Source organism: Lentzea xinjiangensis (assembly GCF_900110955.1).
Classification (GTDB): Bacteria; Actinomycetota; Actinomycetes; order Mycobacteriales; family Pseudonocardiaceae; genus Lentzea; species Lentzea xinjiangensis.
This window is the reverse complement of sequence record NZ_FOFR01000002.1, coordinates 69,300-96,226: the sequence shown is the minus strand read 5'-3', so window position 1 is coordinate 96,226 and position 26,927 is coordinate 69,300. Positions and strand designations below refer to the sequence as shown.

Genomic DNA, 26,927 nt, shown 5'->3' with positions numbered 1-26,927 from the left:
GACGCGTTCTAAGCCACCTGCTGTGCGGGCGCGGCGAAGGTGTTGCAGGCCGCCGTCGAGTTCGACTTGAAGCCGGTGGCCGCCCACTGCGCCTGGTTCTCGGCGGAGCCGTGGGCGTTGTTCTCCGGCTCCTCCTCGATGGCGTACCGGAAGTCCTCCTGCGCCTGCCGCGCCAGCGCCGCCGGGAGAGAACCGCGTCCCGCCGCGCTCGTGAGGAACATGCCCGCGAAGCAGTTCGCCTGGAGCTCGATCCGGCGGGACATCTCCAGGCCCGCCGGCGTCTTCTCGCCCGCGTCGGTGATCTTCAGGTCCGCCGCCCGCAGCAGGCCGGTCAGGGACTGGACGTGGTGGCCGTACTCGTGGGTGAGCGTGGCCAGGTGGGTGGCGGGGGTGTCGCCGCCGCCGTTGTCGCGCAGGCGGGTGGTCGGCATGTAGATCGTGTGGTTGCGGCCGCAGTAGTAGGCCACCGCGTGGTCCGACCCCGGTGCCGTGCCGCACGGGCCGTCCCGCAGGACCGGGGAGGCGTCCAGGGAGGGCTTCTCGAAGGGCAGGTTCGCCGCGGTCAGCAGAGGCCCCCAGGCCGCGTCCAGGCAGTCGACACCGGCCGCGTAGTAGGCGGCGAGCTGCGCGTCCGAGACGCCGAAGGGCGGCAGGGCGCACGTCGTCGGCGGCAGGGAGGCGGGCGTCACCAGGAACGGGTGGTCCGCCAGGCGGTGGACGGCCCTGGGGCGGACCGGCGTCGAGGGCTCCGCCGGCGGGGACGTGGCCGGGCGGGAGGCCGCCAGGGCGTGGCCCGTCACGAGTCTGGGGCGGCTCAGCTCGCCGATCCCGAGGACGAACGCGATCACCAGCACGAACACTGCCCCGAGCACCACCGGGTTGTTCTTGGCTGGTTGGGTCACGCTCGCCCCTTTCTAGGAGACCGATCCCGGGTCGGCGGCCCAGGTGTTGCACTCCGACGCCTTGTTGGACCGGTAGCCGCGGTCCACCCATGCGGCGTTGTTCTGCGGTGTGCCGTGATCTTTGGTCGGGTAGATGTCGTAGTCACCCCGGTTGCCCGCGTCGGACAGGCCCACCCGGATGACGTCCATCGGCACCGCGCCGTGGGACAACGGTGCCAGCGTCATGCCCCCGAAGCAGGTGGCCTGCAACTCCATCCGCCGGTTGAGGTCGAGGCCTTTCGGAGTATCCCACCCTCCCGCGTCGTACTGCGCGCGGTCCGAGGCCTTGAGCATGCCGGTGAGCCACTGGATGTGGTGGCCGTACTCGTGGGCGAGCTGGCCCAGGTACTTGCCGGGGTGGTTCGGGTTGTTCGGGTTGCGCTCGGCCGCGTAGGCGTTCGCCGTCCAGTAGATGCCGCCCTGGCAGTAGCGCGCGGTCGAGTCCGGGCGGACGGTGCCGCACGGGTACTGCAGCGTCTCGGTGACGATGTGCAGGTCGACCGGCTGGTACGGGAGGTTCGCCGCCTGCAGGGCCGGCTTCCACATGCTCTCGATGCACGGCAGCGCCGCGCGCAGGAAGCGGTCCTGGCCTGCCGGGGAGTAGTCCATCGCCGGCAGCGGGCAGCCCGCGACCGTGTTCGCGCCGAAGTTCGGCCTCAGGAACGGGTGGTCGGCCAGCGCGTAGACGGCCTTCGGGCCCACCGGGGCCGGCTGGGTGGACGGCGCGCGGGGCGCCGAGGTGCGCGACGGGGTGGTCGTCGAGGGCTTGGCGTCCGACGTGGTGGGAGGGGTGAAGGTCGGGCTGTGCGTCGTGTAGTTCGAGTAGCCCGTGTCCTTCACCTTGTTGTTGAGCGTCGCGGCGAACACGCCCACCGCGCCCAGGCCGAGGACCACCACGCCGCCGAGGATCAGGGCGACGATCGGGCCGTTGTTCCTGCGGCGCGGCGGCATCGCCGGGTACGGCGCGTACCCGCCGGGAGGCGCGCCCCACGTCGGGTGCGGGGGCGGCATGACCGGGCCGGGCGGGGGCGGCGGGCCGTACTGGCCGTAGTGCGGTGGCGGCGGGCCCTGCGGCGGTGCTCCGTACGGGACAGGCGGGGGGCCCTGCGGCGGACGCTGCCCGAGTGGTGCGGGCATCGGTGGCGGGCCGACCGGGCGTGGCGGCGGCCAGTTGCCCGGCGGCGGTGGTTGCGTCATCGCCTGAGGTCCCCCTATAGGTGAGCCTGGGTCGGGTACGAGCATAGGCGGAGTGCGATCACACGTCCCCCGACCGGGCTAACGCGTCCCACCCACATCCCTGAGACGCATGACCCCGGAGATCGGTTCACGAGACGTCCGCCGGGCTCGCCGCCCAGGTGTTGCAGGCCTTGATGTTGTTCTGCTTGTGGCCGTGCATCACCCAACGCTCGTTGTTCGGCGCGCTGCCGTGGTCTGGCGTGCGGTTGTAGTCGCCTCGTTGGCTCGCATCCCGCAGACCGGTGTTCACGACGTCCATCGGCACGACGTTCTTGTGGGAGAACGGCGCCAGCGTCATGCCGCCGAGGCAGGTGGCCTGCAGCTCCAGCCTGCGGTTGAGCTCGAGGCCCTTCTGCGTGTCGAAGCCGCCGACGTCGTACTGGGCCTGGTCCGCGGCGCGCATCATGCCGGTCAGCCACTGCAGGTGGTGGCCGTACTCGTGGCCGAGCTGACCCAGGTACACGCCGGGGTGCCGCAGGCCGTTCTGCTCGCTCGCGTAGAAGTTGCCGGGCCAGTAGATGACGCCGCGGCAGAACATCGCGGTGGAGTCGGCTTTACGCGAGCCGCACGGCGTCTGCGTGGTGCCCGTGAACACCTGCAGCTCGACCGGCTGGTACGGCAGGTTGGCCGCCTTCAGCGCCGGCTGCCACGCCTTCTCGATGCACGGCAGGGCGGCCGTGAGGAACCGCTGCTCGCCCGCCGGCGTGTACTCCATCTTCGGCAGCGGGCAGGCGTCGAAGTCGTTCGCGCCGATGCCGGTGGCGAAGATCGGGTGGTCCGCGAGCTTGTAGACGGCCTTCGGGCCCACCGGGGTCGGCTGCGCGGTCGACGTCCGCGTCGACGAGGTGCGGGTGGACGCGGTCGACGTCGTGGTGGTGGTGGTCGTCGTTGTCGCGTTCCCCGTGTAGGAGAAGGTCGGGCTGTACGTCGTGTAGTTCGAGTAACCCGTGTCCTTCACCTTGTTGTTGAGCGTCGCGGCGAACACGCCCACCGCGCCGAGACCGAGGACCACCACGCCACCGAGCACCAGCGCGAGGATCGGGCCGCTGCTGCTCCTGCGGCGCGGCGGCAGCACCGGGTAGGGCGCGTAGCCGCCGGGAGGCGGCGGGCCCCACGACGGCTGAGGCGGCGGCATCACGGGACGCGGCGGCGGCAGCGGCGCACGGCCGTGTGGCGGCCCGTACGGAGGAGGCGGCGGCCCCATCGGCGGGCGCATGCCCGGTGGCGGACCCTGCACCGGCGGCCCCTGAACGGGCCGTGGCGGCATCGGCGGCCCGTACGGCGGTGGAGCGGGCATGGGTGGTGGACCGACCGGGCGGGGCGGTGGCCGATTGCCCGGCGGCGGTGGTGGCGTCATCGCCGAAAATCCCCCAGATGGCGTCTGTTCGAAAGTCCGCCGGAGCATATGAGGACTCCGCTATTGTCCGCAGCCGTGTTGAAGAACTGGGGAGCAGCGATCTTCGCCGCCGCCGCGCTGACGTCCGCCACGGCTGCCGGTGCGCTCGCGCAGCCGCTTCCCGGGACCGTCAGCGCCGAGGTGCGGATGAAGCTGGAGCGCGACGCGCGGCTGTCCGTCACCGAGACCGTCCACGTGCCGGAGGGCAGGACCGTCAAGCGGACCGTCCCCTTGCGACTCGCCGTGGGCAACGACCTGGAGCGCCAGTACCAGGTCACCGACGCGAAGGTCGGGGGCAGGGGCAGCGCGGACGTCGGCGACGACCGGTTCTCCGTCACGCTGGAGGGCGGCGAGGCGACGCTCACCTACACCGTCGTCGGCGCGGTCGCCCCGGTCGGTGACGCCCTGGAGGTCCGCTGGCAGGTCGCGGGCGGCTGGGACACCGAGCTCGACAAGGTCGCCGTCTCGTTCTCCGCGCCCGACTCCCCGACGTCGGTCAACTGCCTCGCGGGCCCCGTCGGCTCGTCGCAGCCGTGCACCAGCGCGGACCTCGCGGACGGCAAGGGCGTGCGCGCGCAGGAGATCAAGCTCGCCGCGGGGGAGCGCGTCGACGTCGCGATCGGACTGTCGGCCGGTGTCGTGCCGCCCAACGCCGTCGTGGTCGAGCAGTCCGGGCTGGCGGCCGCGTTCGCGCTGACGCCGGTGAGCGGCGCCGCGCTCGGCGGCCTGCTGGTGCTGCTGCTCGGCGGCGTCGCACTGCTGTGGTACCTGCGCGGCCGGGACGCGGCGGCGCTCGCGAGCGAGGTCGGCGCGATCTCCGTGCTGGTCCGCGACCAGGACGGCCGGGTCGCGTTCGCCTCACCCGACGGCGTGCTGCCCGGCCAGGTCGGCACGGTCGTCGACGAGCACGTGGACGTCGTCGACGTCACCGCCACCGTGATCGACCTGGCGGTGCGCAACTACCTGTGGATCGCCGAGGTCCGCCAGGAGGACGGCTTCGGCCACGACTGGCAGGTCGTGCGCCGCAACCCGGCCGACAGCTCGCTGTCCGGCTACGAGCGGGCCGTCTACGAGACCCTGCTGCCGCAGGGCGTCGACGCGGTGACCGTGTCCGAGCTGCGCGGCAAGCGGATCGACCTCGCCGCGGTCCGCGACGAGCTCTACACCGACGTCGTGGAGAAGCGCTGGTTCGTGCGCCGCCCCGACGCCGAGCGGAGCCTGTTCTGGTGGGTCGGCGTCGTGGTCGCGGTGCTGGGCGTCGTGGCCACCGTCGTGCTGGCGCTGACGATCGGCAACGCGCTGTTCGGGCTCGCCGTCGCGGTCGGCGGCGTCGCGCTCGCGTTCGGCGCGCGGTCGATGCCCGCGCGCACCAAGCGCGGCAGCGAGCTGCTGGTGCACGTCCGCGGGCTGCGCGGGTACCTGCGCGGGGTGACGCCGGACGACGTGCCGGAGGACGACCGCGAGCTGGTGTTCTCCCGCTCGCTGCCGTACGCGGTGGTGCTCGGTGAGACCGAGCGCTGGCTCGCCGCGTTCGGGCAGCAGGACCTCTACTGGTACGGCAACTCGGGAACCGGCTCGGACTTCCGGCGCAGCTTCCCGGCGTTCCTCGGGGCGCTCGACGGCGTCCTCGCCCAGGCGGGCCACCTGCGATCGCTCCGGGCGCCGAACCCGTAGGCTTGCCGCATGGCCTCACCCGAACTGCACAGGTTCACGCTGCCCAACGGCCTGCGGGTGGTGCTCGCCCCCGACGCCAGCGCACCGGTCGTCGGCGTCAGCGTGCACTACGACGTCGGCTTCCGCTCCGAGCCGGAGGGGCGCACCGGGTTCGCGCACCTCTTCGAGCACCTGATGTTCCAGGGCAGCGAGAGCCTGGAGAAGCTGGCCCACTTCCGGCACGTGCAGTCGTCGGGCGGCACGTTCAACGGGTCCACGCACCCGGACTACACCGACTACTACCAGGTGCTGCCCTCGGCGGCGCTGGAGCGGGCGCTGTTCCTCGAGGCCGACCGCATGCGGGCGCCGAAGCTCACCGAGGAGAACCTCCGCAACCAGATCGACGTGGTGAAGGAGGAGATCCGGCTCAACGTGCTGAACCGCCCGTACGGCGGGTTCCCCTGGATCCTCCTGCCGCCGGTGCTGTTCAAGACCTTCGCCAACGCGCACAACGGCTACGGCGACTTCGTCGACCTGGAGAGCGCCACGGTCGACGACTGCGCGGAGTTCTTCGACACCTACTACTCGCCGTCCAACGCGGTCCTGACGGTCGCGGGCGACCTCGACGTCGAGACCACGAAGGCGTTGGTGGAGAAGCACTTCGGCGACGTGCCCGCGCGGCCGAAGCCCGAGCGGCCCTCGTTCGCCGAGCCCGCCCCGCAGGGTGAGGTGCGCCACGAGCACGCCGACGCGCTGGCCCCGCTGCCCGCGATCGCGATCGGCTACCGCGTGCCGGACCCGGTCACCGACATCGACGGCTACCTCGCCTACCTGGTGCTCGCCGGCGTGCTGACCGACGGCGACAGCTCGCGCCTGCAGCAGCGCCTGGTGCACCGCGAGGGCATCGTGATCGACCTCAACGCCGGCTGCGGCCTGTTCGGCCCGCTCGAGGCGCGCGACCCCGACACGTTCAGCATCACCGCGATCCACACGCCGGAGGTCGACGCCTCCCGGGTCGTCGCGGCGATCGACGAGGAGCTGCAGAAGCTCGCGCAGGAACCGCCGTCGGCCGAGGAGCTCGCGAAGGTCACGGCCCGCTGGGTGTCGACCATGCACAAGGAGCACGACCGGCTCACGAACCGCACGCTGGGCCTCGGCTCGGCGGAGCTGCTGTTCGGCCGCGCCGAGCTGATCCACGAACTGCCGGAGCGGATCGCCGCGGTGACCGTGGACGAGGTGTCCGCCGCGGCCAAGGCGCTGCGCCCCGACTCCCGCGCCCTTCTTCTCGTCAAGCCCACCGGAGGAACCAAGTGACCGCCTCGGCAAAGACCCACCGGACCGCCGAGGAGATCGGCCGCACCCCGGCGGGTCCGCGTCCGTTGCCGGAGCTGGGCGCGCAGAAGGCCGCCCGCGAGCTGTCCACTGTGGACGAGGTGCTGCCGAACGGCCTGCGCGTCATCGCGGTCCGGCGCGACACCGTGCCGATGGTCGAGCTGCGGCTGCGGGTCCCGTTCGCCGACCCGGCCGGCTCCAGCGCCGGCTCCCAGCACTCCGCGGTGGCCGAGATCCTCGCGAACACCGTGCTGACGGGCACCGCCTCGCGCTCGCGCGTGCAGATCGACACCGAGCTGGCACTGGTCGGCGGCGAGCTCGACGCCGTGGTCGACCCGGAGCGGCTGAGCTTCACCGGCAACGCCCTGGCCACGGGCCTGGACACCGTGCTGGACGTGCTGCGCGACGTGCTGACGTCGGCGTCCTACCCGGCGGACGAGGTCGAGCGCGAGCGGGCCCGCCTCGTCGAGCGCATCGCACTCGCCCGGTCGCAGCCGAACGTCATCGCGCGCGAGGCCCTGCAGACGCTGCTGTACGGCGACCACCCGTACGCCAAGGAGATGCCGGAGGCCGACGAGGTCGCCGTCGTCACCCGCGACGACGTGGCGGCGTTGCACGCCAAGGCGTTGCTGCCGCGCGGCTCGGTCCTGGTCGTCGTCGGTGACGTCGAGCCGGCCGAGGCCGTGGCCCGGATCGGGCAGGCGCTGGCCTCCTGGCAGGGCGACGGCGAGGCCGTCCAGCTACCGCCGCTGCCCGAGGTGTCCGGTGGCGACGTGAAGCTCGTGCACCGCGCCGGTGCCGTGCAGTCGCAGATCCGCCTCGCGGCCCAGGCCATCCCGCGCACCGACGAGCGCTACCCGGCCCTGCAGCTCGCGAACCTGGTCTACGGCGGGTTCTTCTCCTCGCGGCTGGTCGAGAACATCCGCGAGGACAAGGGCTACACCTACAGCGCCCGTTCGCACCCGGAGTTCACCATCCACGGCGCGACGCTGCTGATCGACGCGGACACCGCGTCGGACGTGACGGCGGCGGCGCTGCTGGAGACCCGCTACGAGCTGGCGCGCCTGGGCCTGGTCCCGCCGACGCAGTCCGAAGTGGACGTGGCGCGCAGCTACGCGATCGGCACGCTGCTCACCAGCACGTCCTCGCAGTCCGGCCTCGCGTCGTTCCTCGTGAACCTCGTTGGCCTGGGCCTCGGCATCGACTGGCTGGTGGCGCACCCGCAGCGGCTGCAGGCCGTCACGGTCGAGCAGGTCGCCGCGGCCGCCCTGGAGTTCTTCGCGCCGGGCAACTTCACCGGCGTGCTCGTCGGTGACGCCGAGCAGCTCGAGCCGAAGCTCTCCGCGCTGGGCGGTGTGGCGTTCCAGTGACGTTCGAGCTGGTCGCGCTGCCCGCGTTGTCGCGGTCCGCGACGGATCGTTCCGAGCCGTTGCGCGGCGACGAGGAGAAGCTCGCCGCGCTCTGGCCCAAGGCCCGGATGATCGTCGTCGACACGCGCGGGCGCACGCTGGTCGCCGATCACGGCACGCGCGTGGTCGACCGGCCAGCCACGGAGTTCGGCGACCTGCCGCCCGTCAACGCCGTCCTGCTCGGTGAGCAGGACGGCGTGGCGCACTTCGCCGTCCAGATGCCGGCGGAGGCCGAGGACGAGCCGCTCGCGGGCCGGGCCTGGGGGGCGCCGGAGCTCACCGCCGAGCCCCAGTGGCTGGACCTGCGGCAGGCCGGGGCCACCCTGGACGACCGGTCCGCCGGGCTGTTCACCACCGCCGCCGCCCTGTTCCAGTGGCACCGGCTGGGCAAGTACTGCGCGAAGTGCGGTGCCAGGACCGTGCTGGAGAAGTCCGGCTGGGCCTCCACCTGCTCCGGCTGCGGCCGCGAGGAGTACCCGCGCACCGATGCCGCGGTGATCTGCCTGGTGCACGACGGCGCCGACCGGGTGCTGGTCGCCCGCGGCCCGGAGTGGCCGGAAGGGCGGTTCTCCGTGCTGGCTGGGTTCGTCGAGGCCGGCGAGTCGCTGGAGGCCTGCGTGGCGCGCGAGATCGCCGAGGAGGTCGGGGTGACCGTCCGGGACATCCGCTACCTCGGCTCGCAGCCCTGGCCGTTCCCGCGGTCGTTGATGATCGGGTTCGAGGCCGTGGCCGACCCCGCCGAGCCGCTGGTGCCGGCCGAGGGCGAGATCGCCGAGGCCAGGTGGGTCTCGCGGGTCGACGTGCGGAAGGCGATCGAGGAACCGGGCAGCGTGCCGGGCCTCGGGCTCGCCGGTGGCGCGTCGATCGCGTTCCGGATGCTGCAGAGCTGGTCGGGGGCTGGTTCGACCCGGTGAGTTGAGCCGATCCGGCGGCGCGGCGCGGTTGCGCCGATTAGCCTCCTCCGGTGTGGTCTGGTCAGGCACATCACACCGATCGTGAGGGGCCCCCATGAACAACCCGGAACTCGAGGCGCGCAACGCGGCGCTGCGCGGCCAGGTCGACTCGATGCTGGCGAACCTCGAACAGCAGACCGCCCAGCTGAAACAGGCGCAGGCCGAGGCGATGTCCAAGGTCGGCCGCGCGAGCTCTCCCGACGGCCTGGTCGAGGTCACGGTCAACGCCGGCGGCATCGTCACCGGGGTCACCTTCGCGCCGGCGGCGTTCGACCGCAGCACACCGGAGAAGCTGGGCCAGAGCGTCGTGGCGACCATCCAGCGGGCCGCCCTCAACGCGAGGGAGCAGGCCGACGCCGTGCTCGCGCCCTACCAGCAGGGCATCCCCGACCTGCCGGACCTCTTCCCCGGCATGCCGTCGCTCAAGGACCTCATCCCGACGCCACCGCCCGTCGTGCAGCCGCAGGCGCAGCCCCAGCCGCAGCGGCGTGACGACGACGAGCCGCCGGAGTCCTTCATGGACCGTCGAGGGAGCCAGTGGTGACGAGCTTCGAGGTAGACCCGACAGCGCTGCGCGCGGCCTCGCCGAAGTTCTCGGCGGCGGGCGACAAGCTGCAGACCGCCTTCGAGGCGCTGCGCGCCGTGCTCGACGCCAACAACGGCTGCTGGGGTGGCGACGAGGCGGGCCAGGAGTTCGCGAAGACGTACGTGCCGCTCGCTGACAAGGCGCGTCAGGCCTTTCCCGCGCTCGCCGAGGGCATCCACTCGATCCGCGAAGGCCTGGACGCCTCCGCAGACACCTGGGAAGCCGCTGACCAGGCCGGCGCCAAGTCGTTCGGAGGCAAGTGAGTCATGGGCATCGAGATCCCGGGCGCCGTCCAGTGGCTCACGCCCATCGTGGTGGGCGCGTCCTGGCCGGAGGGTGACGAGACCAGGCTGCGCGCCATGCGGGACGCGTGGGAGGCCGCCGCGAAGTCCGTCGGTGAGGTGCTCAGCGACGGCAACGGCGCGTCGGCCGCCGCGCTGGGCTGCATGAGCGGGCAGACCGCGGAGAAGTTCGAGGAGTACTGGAAGAAGTACACCGAGGGCGACGCCTACCTGGTCAACCTGCAGCAGATCTGCACCGACCTCGCGGCGGGCTGCGACAGCGCCGCGCTGGGCATCGAGTACACGAAGCTCAGCATCATCGCCGCCCTGATCATCCTGGCGGCCCAGATCGCCGCGATGATCGCCTCGGCGGTGGCCACGTTCGGCGCGTCGACCGCGGGTATCCCGATCGCGCAGGCAGCCACCCGCATCACCGTTCAGGTGATCTTCCAGCAGCTGATCAAGCAGATCATCATCAACCTGGCGATCAACGTCGGCGTCGACGTGGCGATCCAGACCGGCCAGCTCGTCTTCGGCGACCGGAAGTCGTGGGACTTCGGCAAGACGGTCGACGCGGGCATCGCGGGCATCGCGTCCGGGATCGCGGGTGGTGCGGTCGGCATCGGCAGCTCGGCGCTCGGCAACACGACCGGCAACTTCGTCCAGGCCGCCGGACGGGGTGCGGTGGAAGGCGCCATCGCGGGTGCGGGCGGCAACGTGCTGAACAACCTCGCGCACGGCAAGGTCGAGGCGAAGGACTTCGGCTCGGCGATCCTGTCCGGAGGCGTTTCCGGCAGCGTCGGCGGCGCGGTCGGCGGGATGGGGAACCGGCACGAGGGCCTCTCCCAGACCTGGGGCACCGGGACGTCACCGGACGGCCAGTACACCGCCGGGGCGAACACGCAGGGGCACACCTTCACGACGCCGGACGGGGCGACCACGCGCGCCAACGTGGACGGCAATCCCTACCAGGGCGGGTGGGGATCCGACCGGGCGAGCAGGATCCCCGGCGATGGCGGACCGAACAACGTCAACGACCCGACGGACAGCGACTACCAGGTCAAGTCCTCGGCGAACCCGCCCCGGATGGTGGGCCGGCTCGACCTGCCAGACCCACCGCCTCAGCGGTAAGGCTGCCAGCCGGGGACCGGGGCGTGGTCCGGACGGGTCTCGCCCCAGTCCGGGCTGCCCGGCGGCAGCACGTTGTGCTCGGCGACCCGCATCCGCCCGCGCACCCGCCACCAGTCGGCCAGCAGCCACGCGGTCAGCGGCACCGCGATGAGGATTCCGCCCCACGCGACGAGGCCGAGGCTGATGAACATCCAGGCGAAGGTGCCCGTGACGGACGCGGCGAACAACCGCCACCCGATGCCGACGGTCTGGTAGTTGCCGCGGTCCGACCCGGTCGTCCGCCGCACGGCCCACTGGTGCAGCTCGCGCCACTCCTCCACCGACATCCGTGAGGGGCGAGCCGGAGTCCCCTGACGTGACCGGATCAGCTCGGCGAGTTCGCCGGCCTGCGTCACCGGCAGGATCCACTGCTGGGGCCTCGCCACCAGACGCAACATCGGACTCCTGCCGACGGTCATCTCGACGCCACCGGGCACCGGCCACCCGTGCAGGTCCGGTGAGGTGCCCGGTTGCACCAGCGTGAGGTCACCCAGCCACATCGCCTGCGGGTGGACGCCACCGTCGTGCGACTTGTTCAACATGTGCACCAAGCGATCCCGCTGCACGTACAGCGATGCCCCGTTGCGCAGTGGTACGCGCACCTCGACGGCGCGGCCGAGGTGGGCGCCCAGCCGGAACATCCGCCCGCCGAGGTACCCCAGCACCGGGCAGAGCACCAGCAGAACGGGAATCCAGGGGTACCCGCCCTTGCCGATCAACCAGAACACGGCGACGGGCACCGCGAGAAGCGCCACCCTGCCCCAGATCCGCGGCACGTTGCGGTTCAGCACCCACACCACGCCCGCGATACCCGGCGCCGTGAGCACGATCCACGGCACACCGGGCGTGGTGAGCAGGGCGACCGCGGGCAGCGCAACGGTTCCCGCCAGCGCGAGCGTCGCGCCGACCAGCCAGCGCACCGCCAGCGGTGGACCGGTGAGCGACACCGCGGGCCCCTCGACCGCGGTGGTCCGATCCCCGGTGGGCGGTGGAGCGTCGCCGACCTCGTCGAGGTGGCTGCCGGTGTGGACGGTCGGAGTGGAGTGCACCTCCGGCAGGCCCGAAACCCGTGACCGGACCAGGGACACGAACTCCTGCGGGTCCTCGACCGGCAGCACCTGCTCGCCCGATGTCGTCCGCAGCACCACGACGTCGCCCGCCGGCACGGGCAGCCCGCGGCCATCGCTCAGCGTGATCCACGGCGCCTCGCCGGGCACCGCCTGCCGCGTGCTGATGCCGAGGAGGTCGGTGAAGCCGTAGGACACCTTCGTCGGTCCGCGGGAGGCCATCCGCCCGCCGCCGGACATCACCGTGATCTCCAGGCCCCTGCCGGTCACCTCGACCGCGTCGTTGTACCAGCTCGGCCTCGGGTCGACGCGGAACTCGAACAGCACCCTGCCCGGCGCGCGCTTCGACGCCAGGTGCGCCAGGTAGGTCACGACCAGCGGGATCCCGACCATGATCGCCATGTTGAGAGCGGGCGACCCGGTGCGCGCGACGACCACGACGGTGATCGCGGCGGCGGCCGAGGCGCCCAGCGCGACGAACGGCCAGTGATGCGGTTTCACGAACGCATGCTCGCACTAATCGAGCAGTGAGGGCAGCAGGTGCTCCTCGGTCACCACCAGGCCCGTCGTGGCCATCGTCTCGGCCAGGTCCGGGTCCCAGCTCGCGGGCTCCGGGCGGCTGTTCAGCGTCGGCAGCTCGACGCCGCGCGCGATCAGGGTGGCGACGGCCTCGCGGTAGTCGCTCGCCGACATCCGCCACGCCGTGCCACCGGTCCAGGCGAGAACCTCGTTGGTGACGCGGATGCCGTTGGGGCTGAAGTCGTTGTGGCACCGCACTGCCTTGCCGTCGAGGTGGTGCTTCGCCTGGAGCGTCAGGCCGTTCGCGAGCACCACCAGCGGACCGGGCACGCCGGACTCGAGCAGCCGCGGGCTGCGCACGACGGTGACCTCCCGCGCTGCCAGCGCGTCGTTGAGGGTCAGGTACCCCTCCGAGGTGAGGACCGGGTCGCTGTAGGCGTCGGGGAGGACGCCCGAGCGCTCCCAGTCGGTGCCGGCGAGGGCCAGCGCCTTCCCGACGACGCGGGCGAGCGGGCGGCCGTCGTCGAGGTCGTTGCCCGCCAGGGCGAACCGGGTCGTCCACCGGCGCGGTTCCGGCCGCAACCGCGCCAGGACGGCCGCGGCCTGGTTCGCGATCATCGGCAGGGCGGGCTGGGGGATCTTGCCGTACCTGCGGACGTGCTCGATCCACTCGGCCGCCCACGGTGCGTGCAGGAGGCCGTGCTCGCGCAGGGCGTACCTCAGCACGGCGTCCGCGGTCGAGGCCTCCTGCGTGGTGGACATGCCCACCGGCTTGCCGTGCACCGATTCCAGGACCTCCGGCAGGGTGCTGCCGTGGGCGCGGAGGTGCTCGTCCAGCTTCGCCAGCGAGATCTGGCGGCGCGCGGGGTGGGCGATGGGCTTGCGCAGCAGGTCGCCGAGGGCGGCCGCGGTGCGCGCGTCCTCGACGCGGAAGCTGAACGCCGATCGGCCGCCGCCCTCCACCGTCTCGCGGGCGAGGCGCCAGAACTCCGCGAGCTCGGGCACGTCGGGGTTCACGGGTCGATCCTGTCGAGCGCCGCGCCGTCCCACGTCGTCTGCGTGCACGCGACGCCACGGCCGTTCTTCGGGCGCAGCACGTCGTAGATGTGCATGCGCGGGATCTTGTCGGACACGCCCCAGCCGCTCGGCCAGGTGATCACCCAGTCCATGTCGAGGTCGACCAGCAGGCCCAGCATGCGCGCGATCGTCGGGTCGTCGAGGCGTTCGAAGGCCTCGTCGAGCAGCACGAGCCGGAGCGGGTCGAACTCGTCGCTCACGGCGTCGTAGAAGCTCGCGGCGGCCGCGAACAGCGTCACGTACGAGATCAGGCGGGTCTCGCCGGACGAGAGCTGGCGCAGGCGGCGCTCGCGCGGGTTGCCGTCGGGGCCGGTGTCGGCGACGGTCACCGTGAACTGGTGCCACGTGCGGTAGTCGAGGGCCCGCGACAGGATCTCCGCGTAGCCGCCGGAGTGCGCGTCGCGTTCGTTCTCGATCCGCTCGGTGAAGACGCGGCGCAGCGTCGCGTCCTGCTCCGCGGTGCGTTCGCCGAACGGCAGCCGCACCAGCGCAAGCGCTTGCCGCGTCTGGTCGTCGAGAGCGCCCGACGACTTCCACGAGAGCTTGACGTGCACGCCCTGGCTGGACCGGGCCTGCGAGAGGACCTCGTTCATGCGCTTGGTGAGGTCCTCGGCGACGGTGATCTGGCCGCGCAGCCACTCGGCGAGGTCGCGGATCAGGTAGTCGGCGAAGATCCCCTGGTACCGCTCGTCGAGGAACCCGCGCTGCTCGGCCAGTTTCGCCGTGACCTGGCGGGCGGCGACGGCGACGGGCTTCGCGCCCTCCTCACCGGTCACCGTCACGGTCAGCAGGCCGGCGTGCTGCTCGGCGGCGATGTCGTGGCTGCCGGCGAGCGAGGTCTGCAACGCCTGCAGCTTCGCGATCACGGTGGCCTCGGTGCCGCCGCGGCGGTCGCCCGCCTCCGCGATGGCTTGGCGCACCAGGGTTTCCTCCGGCGGTTCGGGGAAGGCCGCCGCCAGCAGCCCCGGTGCGCGCACGGTGGCCCGGAAGTTCGCGGCGGCCCGGTCCAGCGCGGCCGCGGCCTCCTCGACCTGCGTGGAGTTGGTCTCCAGCAACGCTTCCAGCTTCGCCGCCTGCTCGCGCGCGGTCGTGATGCTCTCGCGCACGCCCTTGAGGTCCTCGCGCACCTTCCTGCGCGAGCTCTCCAGCCGCGTGAGCTGCTCGCTGATCTCCCTGGCCTCGCCGCCGACCGAGTCGGTCAGCTCCGCGAGCGTGCCGGCCTGGGCCGCGTGGTCGACGCACCGGCTGTCGGCGTCGGCCTCCGCCGCCTGCCGGTCGGCGACGGCCTCGTGGTAGCGGTGCGAGGCGTCGGTGAGGTCGGAGATCGTGCTCCGGCACCGCCTGCGCACGGCGTCACCGAGCAGGTCGGCGGTCCGCTGGGCCTCCGCGGCCGCCGCCCGTGCCCGGCTCAGCCCCTCGGTGTCGGACGGCAGCCCGGCGTCACCGGCCTGCCTGGTCAGCTCGGAGCGGGCGGCCTCCAGGCGCGACTGGGCGTTCTCCAGCGCTTCCCGCAGCTCGAACGTGCGCTGCTGCGCCCGTGCCGCGGACTCCTCGGCGGCCTGGACGCGGCTGTGCTTCGCGATCAGCTCGCCGTCGCCGGGGAACGCCGTGAGGTGCGCCTCCCACGTGGCGACGTGCTCGTGGGCGCGGGCCAGCTCGTCCTCGGCGGTGCCGAGCCGCGCGCGCAGCTCGGCGAGCTCCTCCTCCAGGGCGGCGATCCGGCGGCCGCGGGCGGCCTCCCGCGCGCCCGCGCCGATGAACTCGGCCTCCGGCTTGGTCCAGCGGCCGGTCAGCACGCCCGTGCGCCAGTCGCCGGTGGTGGTCATGTCGTCCAGCGACACCGCGCGCAGCAGGTCGGCGACGAACGTCGCGGGAACCGGCGAGCCCTCGACCGCCGGCACCAGGTAGTCGGCCAGCGAACGCCCCTCGACCGCCGGACGCGGGACCGCCAGCACGTCGTCGAGGTCGGCGTCGCCCGGCGTCACCCAGGCGTCCAGCAGGCCGCTCGCCTGCAGCGCCGCCTCCAGCCCGGCCCGTTCGCCGTCGGTGAGCGACGGCGCGAAGTCCACCAACCGGTAGAAGGGGGCGCCGGTCGCCGGGTCGCGCCCCGCCGACGTGTACTGGCCGGGCACGGGCACCCGCTCGTCGCCCGAACGCAGGCCGATGAGCTCCTCGTCCAGGGCGTCGAGCCGGGCGCGCAGGTCGGCGCGCTGCCGCGTGCACGCGTGGGCGGCGTCGCGGGCCGCCTGCACGAGGGGCCCGGCCCACTCGCGGGCGGCGGTGCTCAACGCCCTCGCGGTGGCCGGGTCCACGCTCGTCGGCAGTGCCAGGGCCTCCGCGGGGCGTTCGTCGAGCAGCGGGCCGCTGGAGGTCCACACCTCGACCCGCTCCAGCCAGGCCTGCCCGGCCTCGGCCAGCTCCTGCAGCTCCTGGTTGCGCAGCGCGGTCGACTCGGTCGCGCCGAGCTGGGCGTCCCGGGCCTTCTGCCGCAACGACTCCACCTCGCGCTGCCGGGAGTCGAGCGCCAGCGCCTGCTCGTGCAGCGCCAGCGCGAGCGCACCCCGCTGCCGGGCGAGGGAGGCGATGGCCGAGGTCTTCTCGACGACGGACTCCAGCGCGGCCAGCACGTCCTCGCTCGCCGCGGCCGGCGGCACGCGCCGTTCGATCGGCAGCGGCGCGGCCTCGGGATCGGGCTTGGCGCGCACGGAGTCCGTGGTCGACGACGCCTCGGCCGGCGGGACCCGCGGCACGTCCGGCGCGAGGCCCGCGTCCATGCCCGCCAGCCGCAGGTGCTCGCGCAACGGCTCGCCGAGCGCCTCCGCGGCCTGGAGGTCCTCGGCGAGCCGGCGCAGCAGGCGCAGCACGGTGTCGACGGCGGCGTCCTCCTGGGTGCGCTGGCGCTGCGCCGTCTCCAGCGCGGCGACGGCGGCGGACCGCATCTGCGCCACCAGGTCCTCGCGCGTCTTGAGGTCCTGCAGGTCGCGGAACGCGGGCAGCTCCTTGAGCGCCGCGATGGTCTCCTCCGCCTGCTGCTCGCCGGTCTCCATGTCGGCCAGTGCCTGCTCGGCCGCCGCGCGCTCCACGCGCGTGACGTCCAGCTCCCGCGCGAGCTTCGACTGCTCGCGCCGCAGCTTCGCGACCGCCTTCTCGGCCGACTCCAGCCGTTCGGAGGCGCCGCGCAGGCCGCCGAACGCGTAGTCGCGGTAGGTCTTGAGGAACGTCGTCAGCGCACTGTCCGCGGAGGACAGTCGCACGATGTTCTCCCGGATCGACTCCAGGTCGTCGAACGACGTCGCGAGCTGCTCGACCATCGCCTGGTCCAGCGGCGGCAACGCGTCGGACAGGATCTGCTCGAGCTGGCCCTCCAGCACCTTCAGGCCGACGTCCGGGTTGCGCAGCGTCCGCTGGAGGTGCAGCAGGTCGCCGTACCGCGCGGCGGGCACGCCGTAGACGGTCTCGGCGATCTTCGCGCGGAACGCCGGCTCCTCGAACACGCAGTCCGCGCCGATGAGGTCGCGCAGCTGCGCCGGGCCGTGCGGAACGCGTTCCGGGCCCGCCAGCTGCAGTTCCGCGCCGACGCGCATCGGCGTGACGAAGCGCCACGAGTCCGTGATCGCCTGCGAGGTCTTCGACGCCTTCACGCCGATGCCGCACGTCAGGTACTCGTTGCCCGAGTGGTCGGCCGCCTCGCGGATCAGCTCGACCCACGCGTAGCCGATGCGGTTCGGGCCGCCGTTGTAGTCGTCCAGCATGAGGCGCCGGATGCTGACCGTGTCGAAGCCCTTCGAGCCGAGCTGGCGCAGGTCGCCGTCCAGGCACAGCGGCAGCAGCAGCTCCAGCGTGCGGGACTTGCCGGAACCGTTGGTGCCCTGGAAGATCGCGCGGCCACCGGAGAAGTCGAACGTCTGCTCGGCGTACTGCCAGATGTTGACCACGCCGCCGCGGTGCAGCCGCCACCTGCTCATGAGACGTACTCCTCGTCAAACAGGGACCAGCTCGGCACCTCGGGCGCCACGACGGGTTCCGGTTGTTCTCGTTCGGGGTCGCCGTCGGGGGACGGCAGCCAGCGGTGCGCGGCCGCGCTGATGGACCAGCCCTCGTCGCACGGCACGGCCAGGCCCATGCGGCGCAACAGCTCCGTCACCTCGGCCACCAGCCGGTCGAGGTCGTCGGTGAACTGCTTCGACCACGCGGCCGGGTAGTCCTCGACCAGCGCGGCGCAGACCTCGCGGAGGCGGCCGGCCGTGACGACGTACCGGGCCGGCGGGTCCTCCGCCTCGTCGGCGAGCAGGTCCGGCAGGGCGAGCAGGGCGATGCGCGCGACCGTGGAGACGCCGGGGAACGACAGGTCGGTCAGGAAGTCCTCGGGGTCGGCGGCGAGCACGCCCTCGACCCTGCACTCGGTGTGCAGGCCGAAGGCCTGCTCCAGCAGCGCGGTCTCCTTGCGCTGGTTGCGGCGCAGCCACTCCGCCTGGTCGTCGGGCAGGTCCGCGTAGAGCACGAGCGGCGTCTCGACGAGCTTGCGCCGCACCGCGTGCTCGACGCCGCGCGGACCGGGCCTGGCCGCGAGCTCGACGAGGTGAGCGGGGTCCCGCGCCTCGCCGACCGGGCCCGTGACGAGCTGGCCCAGCAGGTCGGTGTCGATCGTGATCAGCGCTTCCTGCGGGACCACGTCCTGCGCGACCGACCCCTCGGTCTCCTGCAGCACGCCGAGGGAGACGAGGTGGCGCAGGGCCGCGGTGAGCGCCCGCCGTTCGGTGACGTCGTCCGGTGCGGCGATGCCCGCCTCCGCCGCGGCGGAGCGGATGTCGGCGACCAGCCGCGACAGCAGGGTCTGGCGGCCGGTGCCGGTGAGCACCGCGAGCGTGAGCGCCAGGTAGACGTAGCCGCGCCGCGACAGGCCGAGCACCCCGCGGGTGTCGTCGTGACCGGGACCGGACTTGTACAGGCGCGCGAACCGGCGTTCGACGACGAGCCGGTAGCCCAGCAGGCTCGCGAACAGGTCCTGCAGGGTCGCCCGGTGCCGGTAGACGAGGCCGAGCAGCTCGCCGTCCGGGCCGTCGGCGCGCAGCAACGGCCTGCGCAGCAACGTCCGCGCGCACCGCACGACGTTGGCGGCGTCGATCTCGGAGAGGGCGTCCAGGTGCTTCATCGCCGCAACGCCACCGTCGCGTCGTGCAGGGTGAGGGTCCCGGCGGCGGACCGGATCCGCGTCGTGGCGCCGTGGGCGATCTCCAGCTCGAGACCGCGCACCGGATCGCTGGCCGATCCGCTGTCCTGCGGGGAGTCGCGCTGGGCCATCGCGAGCGTGAGCAGCTCGCAGAAGACCTCCAGCGCGCCGTGGGTGAGCGTGGTGTTCGCCAGGTCGCCCGCGGCCTCGGTCAGCTCCGCGACGTGCCTCGCGCGGATCTCGTCGGCCTCGCGGGCCTCCGCGAGCAGCGACTGCTCGGTCATCGGGTCGTCGAGGATCCGCGACGGCCTGCCGCGCCCTCCCCGGTCGCCCCTGCTGCGCACGCTGACCGTGACGTCGCAGACCGGGCCGTCACGCCACGGCGTCCGCTCGTTGTCCGAGTCGTGCTCGGGCGCGGGGGAGAGGTGGCGGGCGCTGTGGAGGCCGAACGCGGCCGCATAGATCTCGTGCGCCTGCTCGGGGCTCGCGTTGTCGAACCAGCCGGCGAGCTTGAGCAGCTCCGCCCTGCGCCCCGGCAGCAGGCCGCCACCCGACGTCGCCCGCTTCACGCTGGCCAGCAGGCTGCCGATCGCGCGGGCGGTGGCCTCGCGCAGCGCCGTGACCTGACTCGGCCGGCCGGGCCGGTCGACGAACCAGTCCGTGAGCTCCTGCCAGTCCTCCGGCGTGCGGCCGCGGGCGCGTTCGACGTGGTGGCCGAGGTCGGTGCCGAGCAGCCGGAGGAGCTCCTCGCGGGCCTTGGCGAGACCGGCCAGCGCCGCCGCGATCCGGGGCGTGTACTTCAGGACGTCCTCGACGACCCGCTGGATGTACTCGACCAGCAGGGTGCGGAAGCCCGCGATCTCGTCCGGCGCCAGGTGGTTGCGCGTGACGACCTGGCCCAGGTAGGCGTAGAAGTCGCGGACGGTCGCCGCGAGCTCGGCGTGCTGCAGGAACAGCGTGGTGACGCGTTCGGCCAGCAGCTCCCTGGTCCGGTCGCCCTCGTCGACCAGCGCCACCGAGAGCGAGCCGCCCAGCTCGTCGAGGCCGCGTTCGATGGCGGGCAGCAGCTCGCGGGAGACCTCGCGGGCGCCTTCGGGGACCCGCAGCAGCTCGTCGACGTCCCGCTGCACGCGGACCGCGAGCTTCGAGACCTGGTAGCGGACGCTGCCGTGCTGGAACTCGGCGATGCTGGCCGCGACGACCTCGCGGCGGCCCTGGACCAGGTTGCCCCACTCGACGAGCTGCTTGAGGCGGTTGATCACGTTCTCGATGCGCGACTCGCCCGGCTCGACCCGGCCCTCGCGCTCCTGGCCCGCCAGCGCGCCCGCGACCTCGCCGGCGCTGAGGTCGGCGAGCAGCGTGGAGGTGAACAGCCGCATGATCGCCAGGTACGTGCGCTGGTGATCGCGCGCGTCCAGGTAGGCGTACAGCTTCAGCCGCTTGTGCTCCACGACCGGCCACCCTAATGCGCGCGCCGGTGCGACGCGGCGCTACCGTGCCTTCGACGACCTGGGGAGGGTGCCGTGGGCGCGGGGCGCGCGTTGGGTTTGTTGCTGGGCGTGGCGGCGGACGCGGTGTTCGGCGATCCACGCCGATTTCACCCGGTAGCGGCATTCGGGACGGCCGCCGCGGCGCTGGAGGAGCGGCTGTACGCCGACTCGAAGGCCGCCGGGGCCGCCTACTCCGCCGTGCTGGCCGGAGGGACCGTCGCCGCCGGTGTCGCCGTCGAACGGCTGGCTCGCCGCCACTGGCTCGCGCAGGCGCTCGCGACCGGCCTCGCCACCTGGACGGTGCTCGGCGGCAACTCGCTGGCCGCAGAGGGCACCGCGATGGGCCGTGAGCTGGCGGACGGCGACGTCGAGGCCGCCCGCGCCCGGCTGCCGCACCTCTGCGGCCGCGACGCCGCGCGGCTGGACACCCTCGGCCTGGCCCGCGCCACCGTCGAGTCGGTGGCGGAGAACACCTCGGACGCCGTCGTGGCGCCGCTGTTCTGGGGCGCTGTCGCGGGCGTGCCGGGCCTGCTCGGCTACCGCGCGGCCAACACGCTGGACGCGATGGTCGGCCACAAGTCCCCGCGCCACCTGCGGTTCGGCTGGGCCTCCGCCCGCCTGGACGACCTGGCGAACCTGCTGCCGTCGCGGCTCGCGGCGCTGCTGGTCGTCGCGGGCGCCCCGGTGGTGGGCGGATCGGCGCAGCAGGCGCTGGAGACGTGGCGCCGGGACGCGGCGGCCCACCCCTCGCCCAACGCGGGCCAGGTGGAGGCGGCCTTCGCCGGTGCGCTCGAGATCCGCCTCGGCGGCCGCACCACCTACGCGCACGGCGTCGAGGAACGCCCGGTGATGGGCCACGGCCGCAACCCGGACTCAGGTCACGTGACGCGTGCCGTGGAGCTGTCCCGCGTCGTCGGGTTCGCCGCCGGCGCCGTCAGCGCCGTCATCGCCCTCTTCCGCAAGTAGCTCGGCGATCGACTTCTTCTTGCGCTTGGTGCCCTCGTGCAGCACGCCACCCGGCCGCGCCTCGCGGATGGTGAAGTACAGCCAGCCGCCGATCGCCATGACGCCGAACGCGATCCACTGCAGCGCGTAGGAGAAGTACGGCCCCGACTCGATCCGCGGCAGCGGCAGCGCGGCCAGCGCACCCGGCTGGCCCTCGACGAGCTGGAAGTAGCCGGGCTCGATGCCGGGCCCGACCGCGTTGTTGTTGATCGAGTAGATCTGCCGGGTCCCGTCCTGCTCGAACGCGGGCTGGTCGTTCGACTCGTTGGGCCGCGCGAGCCCGACGAGGGTGACCTCGTCGGTGGGGGCCTTCGCGAACTCCGGCGGCTTGATGCCGTTGACCGGGCGGACGTACCCGCGGTCGACCAGCACGGTCCGGCCCGTGGTGGTCCGGAACGGCGTGATGACCTCGAACGCGGCCTCGCCCTGCACCGTGCGCAGCCTGGCGAGCGCTTCCAGCTCCGGCACGTACCGGCCCTTGAGCTCGACCTTCTGCCACTCGTCGTGCTTCGTGCCGAACGGCACCGGGTCGTTCTGCAGCGACCTGGTGATGGCGGAGTTCTGCGCCTGGCGCTCGTCGTTGCGGCCGAACTGCCACGGGGACAGCAGGTAGACGCAGGCGCCGGCGAACACCCAGACGGCCAGGGTCAGCGCCAGCCAGCCCGGCTTGAGGAGGAACTTGAACCGCACGTCCTCACGGTAGATGCGTGAGCTGGACCTCGTGGAACTGGGTCACGAAGCCCTCCCCGTGCGGGCTCGCCGCCATCACCCCGGCGAACACCTCGGCCCCCGGCGGGAAGTAGGCCTTCCGCATCATCACCGACGGCTGCGCCCCGTCCAGGCCGTACTTCACGACCACCGCGTCCCCGCGCCGCTGCGCCGTCACCGTGAACGTCTCGAAGGCGCCGACCACGGCGAGGTTCCAGTCCGCGAAGTTCCGCGCCACGACGGTGCTGGCCTGCGGTGTGCCGTCGAACACCTCGGCCCCGGCCTTGAGCCAGTTCTCGTCGTCGGCGACGAGCCCGATGCCGGCGTGGTCGTACTGCGCGGGCAGGTGACCGCTGAAGGTCGCGGTCAGGGTGAAGTCGCCGGAGATCCGCGTGCCGAAGACGTGGCCGTTCGCGTGGATCTCACCGTTGCCGGTGAGGCGCCAGAAGTCCGTCTTCGCCTCGGCGTGCACGATGAGCGGGTCGGCCGACCACTGCTCCGGTTCGTTGAGCCACGTCCAGCCGGTGAGGTCCATGACCTCATCCTCGCAGCGCCGCGCGGGCGGCGGCCACCGCTTCGGACCGGTAGCCGCCGCCGAACAGCACGGCGTGCACCAGCAGCGGGAACAGCTGGTGCAGCGGCACCCGCCGTTCCCAGCCGTCGGCCAACGGCGCGACCTCGCCGTACGCGCCGAGGACGTGGCCGAGGAACGGGCAGCCGAAGAGCCGCAGCATCGCGAGGTCGCTCTCGCGGTGCCCGCCGTGCGCGGCCGGGTCGATCAGCCACACCCGGCCGTCGGCGCCCCACAGCACGTTGCCGCTCCACAGGTCACCGTGCAGCCGCGCGGGCGGTTCCGGCGGGCCGGCGAGCTCGCCGATCCGGTCGCACACCTCGCCGATGCCGGTGTCGTCGTCGATGCCCGCCTGCCGCGCGTACGGCCGGATGCGGTGTGACGCGAACCATGCGGGCCACTCGGCCGCGGGCTCGTTGATCATCGTGGCCCGGCCGATCGTGGCCTCCCGCGGGCCTCCGGGCGGTGGGGCGCCGAACGCGCCGGCTCCGGCGAGGTGCAGGGCGGCCAGCCGGCGGCCGAAGGTCTCGGCCGCGCGGGGATCCGGCGTGCCGTGCGGGATCTCGTCGACCACCAGCCGGCCGCCGTCCGCCTCGTGCACCACCGGGACCGGCGGACCGCCCTCGACGCGCAGCCAGCGCAGGCCCGCCGCCTCGGCTGCGGTGGCCCGCGGTGACTGGATCTTCGTCCTCAGAGCCGCTCGCGGACCCACGCGACCAGCCCCGGCATCGCCGCCTCGATCATGACCAGCACCTCGGTGAACCCGGCGTCGTCGCCGTAGTAGGGGTCCGGCACGTCCACGCCGTCCGCGTCCGGGTCGAACGAGCGGAGCAGGCGGACGCGATCGGGGCCGGCCATCCGGCGCAACGCCCGCGCGTGCCCGGAGTCGAGCGCCACCAGCAGGTCCGCGTCCAGGTGCAGGCCGGACACCTGCGCCGCCACGTGGTCGGTGGGATAGCCGTTGTCCGCCAGCGTCTTCAACGCCCGCGGGTCGGCCGGGTCGCCGACGTGCCACCCGCCGGTGCCGGCGCTGGAGACCTCGACGTGGGCGGACAGGCCCTCCCTGGCCAGCCATTCGCGGAAGACGAGCGCTGCCACGGGGGACCGGCAGATGTTGCCGGTGCAGACGAAGGTGACGTGCAGCTGCATGGCAGAAGCCTAGGCGACCTGCTCCGTTCCGCCGGTGGGCTGCCCCGCGCACCAGTACGCTCGGGTGATCACGTTGTCCGGCGCACACGGGGGACGAGCACCGCCGCACGGTAACGCTCAACCCTTGTCGCAAGATGTACGGACAAACGACATGGAGGCCGCCCATGCAGACAGGTACCGACGTGCCCCCGCAACGGGAGATCATCGGGTGCACCGACGCCCTCGGGCGCCGTCGTGCGTTCGAGGTGTACCTCAACGAGAAGGGGCGCGTCTGCTTCCGCACCCCGCCCGGTGAGTCCGCGCAGCTCGACGCGTTCCAGCTCGACGAGCTGATCAGCCACCTCACCGAGCTCCGCCGCTACATGCAGTGACGCGGGGCTCTGAGCCGGTCGCCTAGAATTCCGGCGATGACCAGCCCAGACCTGCGCCACCACGGTGACGTCGACGCCGCGCCGGGCCTCGCCGACTTCGCCGTCAACGTGCGGGTGCCCCACCCGCCCGATTGGCTGCGCGAACGGCTGGCCGCGGCGCTCGGCGGCCTCGGGAGCTACCCCTCCCGGCAGGCCGAGGAGCGTGCGCGTGAGGCCGTCGCCCGCCGTCACGGGCGCTCGCCCGACGAGGTCCTGCTGCTCAACGGCGCCGCCGAGGGCTTCGCGCTGCTGCCGAAGCTCGCGCCGCGCCGGGCCGCGATCGTGCACCCCGGCTTCACCGAGCCCGAGGTGGCGTTCCGCGACGCCGGGGTCCCGGTGGAACGCGTGCTGCTCGACGGCGGCTTCACGTTGCCGGAGGTGGCCGTGGACGCCGACCTCACCGTCATCGGCAACCCGACGAACCCGACGTCGGTGCTGCACGCGGCGTCCGCGCTGAAGTCACTCCCCGGCAGGCTCGTCGTCGACGAGGCGTTCATGGACGCCGTGCCGGGCGAGCCGGAGTCGCTCGCGGGCGACCCGGACGTGCTGGTGCTGCGCAGCCTCACCAAGACCTGGGGCCTCGCGGGCCTGCGCGCGGGCTACTTCCTCGGGGACCCGGAGACGCTGGCGCGGCTCGCGCACGGCCGTCCGCACTGGCCGGTCGGCAGCCTGGCGCTGGAGGCGATCACCGCGTGCTGCGAACCCGCGGCGCTGGCGGACTCCGCCCGGTTCGCGCTGGAGGCCGCCGAGCACGCCGCGTACGCCGTCGAGCAGCTCGGCGACCTGGTCGTCGTGCCGCCGCGGGCGCCGTTCGTGCTGCTCAGGGTGCCGCGCGGGACGCGCGAGGCGTTGCGGGACAAGGGGATCGCGGCCCGGCGCTGCGACACGTTCCCCGGGCTCGACGACACGTACCTGCGCGTGGCGATCCGGCCGCCGGAGGAGTTCGCGGTGCTCGTGGACGCATTGCGGGTGGTTGTGGAGGAACTGGCGTGAAGCTCGCCGATGTGATCGCGGTGCTCGAGTCCGCGTACCCGCCGAGGACCGCCGAGGAGTGGGACGCGGTCGGCCTGGTCTGCGGCGACCCGGCCGAGGAGGTCACGCGCGTGCTGGTGTGCGTGGACCCGACCTCGTCCACTGTGGACGAAGCGGTCGAGGCCGGCGCGCAGCTCGTGCTGGCTCACCACCCGTTGCTCCTGCGCGGCGTCAACGGCGTTCCGGCCGACGACCCCAAGGGCGCGTTGGTGCACAAGCTGATCCGCAACCGAGCCGCCCTGTACTGCGCGCACACCAACGCCGACGCGGCCTCGCCCGGCGTCTCGGACGCGCTCGCTCTCGCGCTCGGCCTCACCGTCACCGGACCGCTGGACGCCGCGCCGGGCACCCCGCTGGACGTGCTGACGGCGTCCGTGCCGGCCCCGGAGGCCGGCCGGGTGCTCGAGGTGCTGACCGCCGCGGGCGCCGAGCCCCGCCGGAGCGGGGACACCCACCTGGAGGTGGTCCTGCCCCGCGCCCGCCGCGACGCCGTCGTCACCGCCCTCCGCGCGGCCCTCCCGGCCGAGGAGACCTGTTTCACCCTGCACGAGTCGGCCGACCTGCCCGGTCACACCGGCCTGGGCCGCATCGGCGAGCTCCCCGAAGCCGAGCCGCTGCGCGTCTTCGCCCAGCGCGTCGCCGACGCGTTGCCCGCGACCGTGCAGGGCGTCCGGGCGGCGGGCGACCCGGAACGCCTGGTCAAGCGGGTGGCGGTGTGCGGCGGCGCGGGCGACGGCTTCCTCGGCGCGGTGCGGCGCGCGGGCGTCGACGCCTACGTGACGGCCGACCTGCGGCACCACCCCGCGTCCGAGCACCTCGAGTCCGGCGGCCCCGCGCTGGTGGACGTGGCGCACTGGGCCAGCGAGTGGCCGTGGTGCGAGCAGGCGGCGGAAATCCTGCGCACCGCGTTCGGCGGTAGGGTCGACGTACTCGTCTCCACCCGCCGGACCGACCCGTGGACCGTCGGCGCGACGAGCACAGCAGCAGGAGGACATGCGTGAAAGCCGATCCCGCAGTGCAGCGCAGGCTGCTCGACCTGGCCGCGGTCGACGCCGAACTGGCGCGTGTCACCCACCGTCGCCGCACGCTGCCGGAGATCGCGGAGATCGCCGAGGCCGAGCAGCAGGTGCGCGCCAAGCAGGACGCGCTGGTGGCCGTCGAGACGACGCTGACCGACCTCGACCGCGACGTGAAGCGCCAGGAGACCGAGATTGACCAGGTCCGCGCCCGCGGCGAGCGCGACCGCAAGCTGATGCAGTCCGGCTCGGTGGGCGCGAAGCAGCTCACCGAGCTGGAGCACGAGCTGGCCACCATCCAGCGCCGCCAGGGCATCCTCGAGGACGACCTCCTGGAGCTGATGGAACGCCGTGAGGCCATGGAGGCCGACGCCAACTTCGCGCGCGTCGAGCTGGACAAGGCCACCGAGAAGCTGGAAGACGCCAAGCGCCGCCGCGACGCGGCCCTGGCCGACCTGGAGTCGACCGAGACCAAGCGCACCGCCGAGCGGTCGACGATGGCCAGGGGTTTCCCGGACGACCTGCTCAAGGTCTACGACCGCCAGCGCGAGCAGCGCGGCATCGGCGCCGCCGCCTTCCAGTCGCGCCGCTGCGGCGCGTGCCGGATCGAGCTGGACAGCGGGGCGGTGTCGAAGCTGAAGGAGGCGGCGGCCGACGAGGTCGTGCGCTGCGAGGAGTGCGGCGCGATCCTGGTCCGCATCGGCGAGCCGAGGGCCTGAGCCGTCGGACGGTGCCGGCCGGTGACGTTGCCGGAGC

24 protein-coding genes are annotated in these 26,927 nt (G+C 73.1%); 12 read left to right on the top strand and 12 right to left on the bottom strand.

Annotated elements, in window-relative coordinates; genetic code table 11:
* Positions 1-8: 8 nt before the first annotated feature.
* The 3 genes from BMW88_RS05755 to BMW88_RS05745 all read right to left on the bottom strand — a co-directional run bounded on the left by BMW88_RS05755 (position 9) and on the right by BMW88_RS05745 (position 3,312).
* A complete protein-coding gene (locus BMW88_RS05755) occupies positions 9-902 on the bottom strand; it encodes a neutral zinc metallopeptidase (RefSeq protein WP_089949566.1) in 894 nt (297 codons plus the stop codon).
* A 12-nt stretch (positions 903-914) separates the two neighbouring features.
* Positions 915-2,138 carry a neutral zinc metallopeptidase gene (locus tag BMW88_RS05750; RefSeq protein ID WP_281249365.1) on the bottom strand — a complete coding sequence of 408 codons (1,224 nt, stop codon included), beginning with the start codon at positions 2,136-2,138 and terminating at the stop codon, positions 915-917.
* A gap of 127 nt (positions 2,139-2,265) precedes the next feature.
* Positions 2,266-3,312 (bottom strand): neutral zinc metallopeptidase, encoded by a 1,047-nt coding sequence (locus tag BMW88_RS05745; protein WP_245777587.1) that lies wholly within the window; start codon positions 3,310-3,312, stop codon positions 2,266-2,268.
* Between the two features lie 270 nt (positions 3,313-3,582).
* On the opposite strand from BMW88_RS05745, the gene BMW88_RS05740 reads away from it, so the two are divergent.
* From BMW88_RS05740 to BMW88_RS05710, 7 genes are all read left to right on the top strand, one after another.
* Positions 3,583-5,247: a DUF2207 domain-containing protein gene (locus BMW88_RS05740; RefSeq protein WP_425434615.1), complete on the top strand. Its 1,665-nt coding sequence runs from the start codon at positions 3,583-3,585 to the stop codon at positions 5,245-5,247.
* A 9-nt stretch (positions 5,248-5,256) separates the two neighbouring features.
* Complete coding sequence (locus BMW88_RS05735) at positions 5,257-6,540, top strand: M16 family metallopeptidase (RefSeq protein WP_089949563.1); 1,284 nt, start codon at positions 5,257-5,259, stop codon at positions 6,538-6,540.
* A complete protein-coding gene (locus BMW88_RS05730; RefSeq protein WP_089949562.1) occupies positions 6,537-7,928 on the top strand; it encodes a M16 family metallopeptidase in 1,392 nt (463 codons plus the stop codon). Before BMW88_RS05735 ends, BMW88_RS05730 begins: the two co-directional genes overlap by 4 nt.
* Positions 7,925-8,881 (top strand): NAD(+) diphosphatase, encoded by a 957-nt coding sequence (gene nudC / locus BMW88_RS05725; protein ID WP_089949561.1) that lies wholly within the window; start codon positions 7,925-7,927, stop codon positions 8,879-8,881. The genes BMW88_RS05730 and nudC overlap by 4 nt, the downstream gene beginning before the upstream one ends.
* A gap of 94 nt (positions 8,882-8,975) precedes the next feature.
* The gene (locus tag BMW88_RS05720) at positions 8,976-9,464 is read left to right on the top strand and encodes a YbaB/EbfC family nucleoid-associated protein (RefSeq protein WP_089949560.1); all 489 of its coding nucleotides are present in this window, start codon (positions 8,976-8,978) and stop codon (positions 9,462-9,464) included.
* The gene (locus tag BMW88_RS05715) at positions 9,461-9,769 is read left to right on the top strand and encodes a WXG100 family type VII secretion target (RefSeq protein WP_177220966.1); all 309 of its coding nucleotides are present in this window, start codon (positions 9,461-9,463) and stop codon (positions 9,767-9,769) included. Before BMW88_RS05720 ends, BMW88_RS05715 begins: the two co-directional genes overlap by 4 nt.
* Before the next feature lie 3 nt (positions 9,770-9,772).
* The gene (locus BMW88_RS05710) at positions 9,773-10,918 is read left to right on the top strand and encodes a WXG100-like domain-containing protein (protein WP_089949558.1); all 1,146 of its coding nucleotides are present in this window, start codon (positions 9,773-9,775) and stop codon (positions 10,916-10,918) included.
* On the opposite strand, the gene BMW88_RS05705 is transcribed toward BMW88_RS05710, so the two are convergent.
* The 5 genes from BMW88_RS05705 to BMW88_RS05685 are packed head-to-tail and all read right to left on the bottom strand — an operon-like array spanning position 10,909 to position 20,241.
* Complete coding sequence (locus BMW88_RS05705; protein ID WP_089949557.1) at positions 10,909-12,525, bottom strand: hypothetical protein; 1,617 nt, start codon at positions 12,523-12,525, stop codon at positions 10,909-10,911. The genes BMW88_RS05710 and BMW88_RS05705 overlap by 10 nt on opposite strands.
* A gap of 15 nt (positions 12,526-12,540) precedes the next feature.
* Entirely contained in the window at positions 12,541-13,560 is a 1,020-nt protein-coding gene (locus tag BMW88_RS05700; protein WP_089949556.1) for a DUF2399 domain-containing protein, read from the bottom strand.
* Positions 13,557-17,585, bottom strand: a complete 4,029-nt coding sequence (locus BMW88_RS05695; protein ID WP_089949555.1) for a TIGR02680 family protein — start codon at positions 17,583-17,585, stop codon at positions 13,557-13,559. The genes BMW88_RS05700 and BMW88_RS05695 overlap by 4 nt, the downstream gene beginning before the upstream one ends.
* Positions 17,582-18,772: a TIGR02678 family protein gene (locus tag BMW88_RS05690; protein ID WP_089949554.1), complete on the bottom strand. Its 1,191-nt coding sequence runs from the start codon at positions 18,770-18,772 to the stop codon at positions 17,582-17,584. Before BMW88_RS05690 ends, BMW88_RS05695 begins: the two co-directional genes overlap by 4 nt.
* Positions 18,769-20,241 carry a DUF2397 domain-containing protein gene (locus tag BMW88_RS05685; protein WP_089949553.1) on the bottom strand — a complete coding sequence of 491 codons (1,473 nt, stop codon included), beginning with the start codon at positions 20,239-20,241 and terminating at the stop codon, positions 18,769-18,771. The genes BMW88_RS05690 and BMW88_RS05685 overlap by 4 nt, the downstream gene beginning before the upstream one ends.
* Before the next feature lie 72 nt (positions 20,242-20,313).
* Between BMW88_RS05685 and BMW88_RS05680 the strand changes: the two genes are divergently transcribed.
* Entirely contained in the window at positions 20,314-21,246 is a 933-nt protein-coding gene (locus BMW88_RS05680) for a cobalamin biosynthesis protein (RefSeq protein WP_089949552.1), read from the top strand.
* On the opposite strand, the gene BMW88_RS05675 is transcribed toward BMW88_RS05680, so the two are convergent.
* The 4 genes from BMW88_RS05675 to BMW88_RS43105 are packed head-to-tail and all read right to left on the bottom strand — an operon-like array spanning position 21,154 to position 23,713.
* Complete coding sequence (locus tag BMW88_RS05675; protein ID WP_089949551.1) at positions 21,154-21,975, bottom strand: SURF1 family cytochrome oxidase biogenesis protein; 822 nt, start codon at positions 21,973-21,975, stop codon at positions 21,154-21,156. The genes BMW88_RS05680 and BMW88_RS05675 overlap by 93 nt on opposite strands.
* 4 nt (positions 21,976-21,979) lie before the next feature.
* Positions 21,980-22,528 (bottom strand): DUF1349 domain-containing protein, encoded by a 549-nt coding sequence (locus BMW88_RS05670; protein WP_089949550.1) that lies wholly within the window; start codon positions 22,526-22,528, stop codon positions 21,980-21,982.
* A gap of 4 nt (positions 22,529-22,532) precedes the next feature.
* On the bottom strand, positions 22,533-23,276 hold the full coding sequence (locus BMW88_RS05665) for a fructosamine kinase family protein (protein WP_245777586.1): 744 nt from the start codon (positions 23,274-23,276) through the stop codon (positions 22,533-22,535).
* Positions 23,255-23,713, bottom strand: coding sequence for a low molecular weight protein-tyrosine-phosphatase (locus BMW88_RS43105; protein ID WP_245777585.1), 459 nt, complete (start codon positions 23,711-23,713; stop codon positions 23,255-23,257). The genes BMW88_RS05665 and BMW88_RS43105 overlap by 22 nt, the downstream gene beginning before the upstream one ends.
* 164 nt (positions 23,714-23,877) lie before the next feature.
* Between BMW88_RS43105 and BMW88_RS05660 the strand changes: the two genes are divergently transcribed.
* The 4 genes from BMW88_RS05660 to BMW88_RS05645 are packed head-to-tail and all read left to right on the top strand — an operon-like array spanning position 23,878 to position 26,890.
* The gene (locus BMW88_RS05660) at positions 23,878-24,084 is read left to right on the top strand and encodes a hypothetical protein (RefSeq protein WP_030472678.1); all 207 of its coding nucleotides are present in this window, start codon (positions 23,878-23,880) and stop codon (positions 24,082-24,084) included.
* A 36-nt stretch (positions 24,085-24,120) separates the two neighbouring features.
* On the top strand, positions 24,121-25,116 hold the full coding sequence (gene cobC / locus BMW88_RS05655) for an Rv2231c family histidinol phosphate aminotransferase CobC (RefSeq protein ID WP_089949548.1): 996 nt from the start codon (positions 24,121-24,123) through the stop codon (positions 25,114-25,116).
* Positions 25,113-26,156, top strand: a complete 1,044-nt coding sequence (locus BMW88_RS05650; protein ID WP_089949547.1) for a Nif3-like dinuclear metal center hexameric protein — start codon at positions 25,113-25,115, stop codon at positions 26,154-26,156. Before cobC ends, BMW88_RS05650 begins: the two co-directional genes overlap by 4 nt.
* A complete protein-coding gene (locus tag BMW88_RS05645; RefSeq protein WP_089949546.1) occupies positions 26,153-26,890 on the top strand; it encodes a zinc ribbon domain-containing protein in 738 nt (245 codons plus the stop codon). The genes BMW88_RS05650 and BMW88_RS05645 overlap by 4 nt, the downstream gene beginning before the upstream one ends.
* The last annotated feature ends 37 nt before the right edge of the window (positions 26,891-26,927 follow it).

Excerpts from the sequence above, each read along its gene's own strand:
- BMW88_RS05750 (WP_281249365.1), bottom strand. The coding sequence starts at position 2,138 with ATGACGCAACCACCGCCGCCGGGCAACTGGCCGCCGCCACGCCCGGTC.
- BMW88_RS05745 (WP_245777587.1), bottom strand. The coding sequence starts at position 3,312 with ATGCCGCCGCCTCAGCCGTCGTGGGGCCCGCCGCCTCCCGGCGGCTAC.
- BMW88_RS05740 (WP_425434615.1), top strand. The coding sequence starts at position 3,583 with ATGAGGACTCCGCTATTGTCCGCAGCCGTGTTGAAGAACTGGGGAGCA.
- BMW88_RS05735 (WP_089949563.1), top strand. The coding sequence starts at position 5,257 with ATGGCCTCACCCGAACTGCACAGGTTCACGCTGCCCAACGGCCTGCGG.
- BMW88_RS05720 (WP_089949560.1), top strand. The coding sequence starts at position 8,976 with ATGAACAACCCGGAACTCGAGGCGCGCAACGCGGCGCTGCGCGGCCAG.
- BMW88_RS05710 (WP_089949558.1), top strand. The coding sequence starts at position 9,773 with ATGGGCATCGAGATCCCGGGCGCCGTCCAGTGGCTCACGCCCATCGTG.
- BMW88_RS05695 (WP_089949555.1), bottom strand. The coding sequence starts at position 17,585 with ATGAGCAGGTGGCGGCTGCACCGCGGCGGCGTGGTCAACATCTGGCAG.
- BMW88_RS05690 (WP_089949554.1), bottom strand. The coding sequence starts at position 18,772 with ATGAAGCACCTGGACGCCCTCTCCGAGATCGACGCCGCCAACGTCGTG.
- BMW88_RS05670 (WP_089949550.1), bottom strand. The coding sequence starts at position 22,528 with ATGGACCTCACCGGCTGGACGTGGCTCAACGAACCGGAGCAGTGGTCG.
- BMW88_RS43105 (WP_245777585.1), bottom strand. The coding sequence starts at position 23,713 with ATGCAGCTGCACGTCACCTTCGTCTGCACCGGCAACATCTGCCGGTCC.
- BMW88_RS05660 (WP_030472678.1), top strand. The coding sequence starts at position 23,878 with ATGCAGACAGGTACCGACGTGCCCCCGCAACGGGAGATCATCGGGTGC.
- cobC (WP_089949548.1), top strand. The coding sequence starts at position 24,121 with ATGACCAGCCCAGACCTGCGCCACCACGGTGACGTCGACGCCGCGCCG.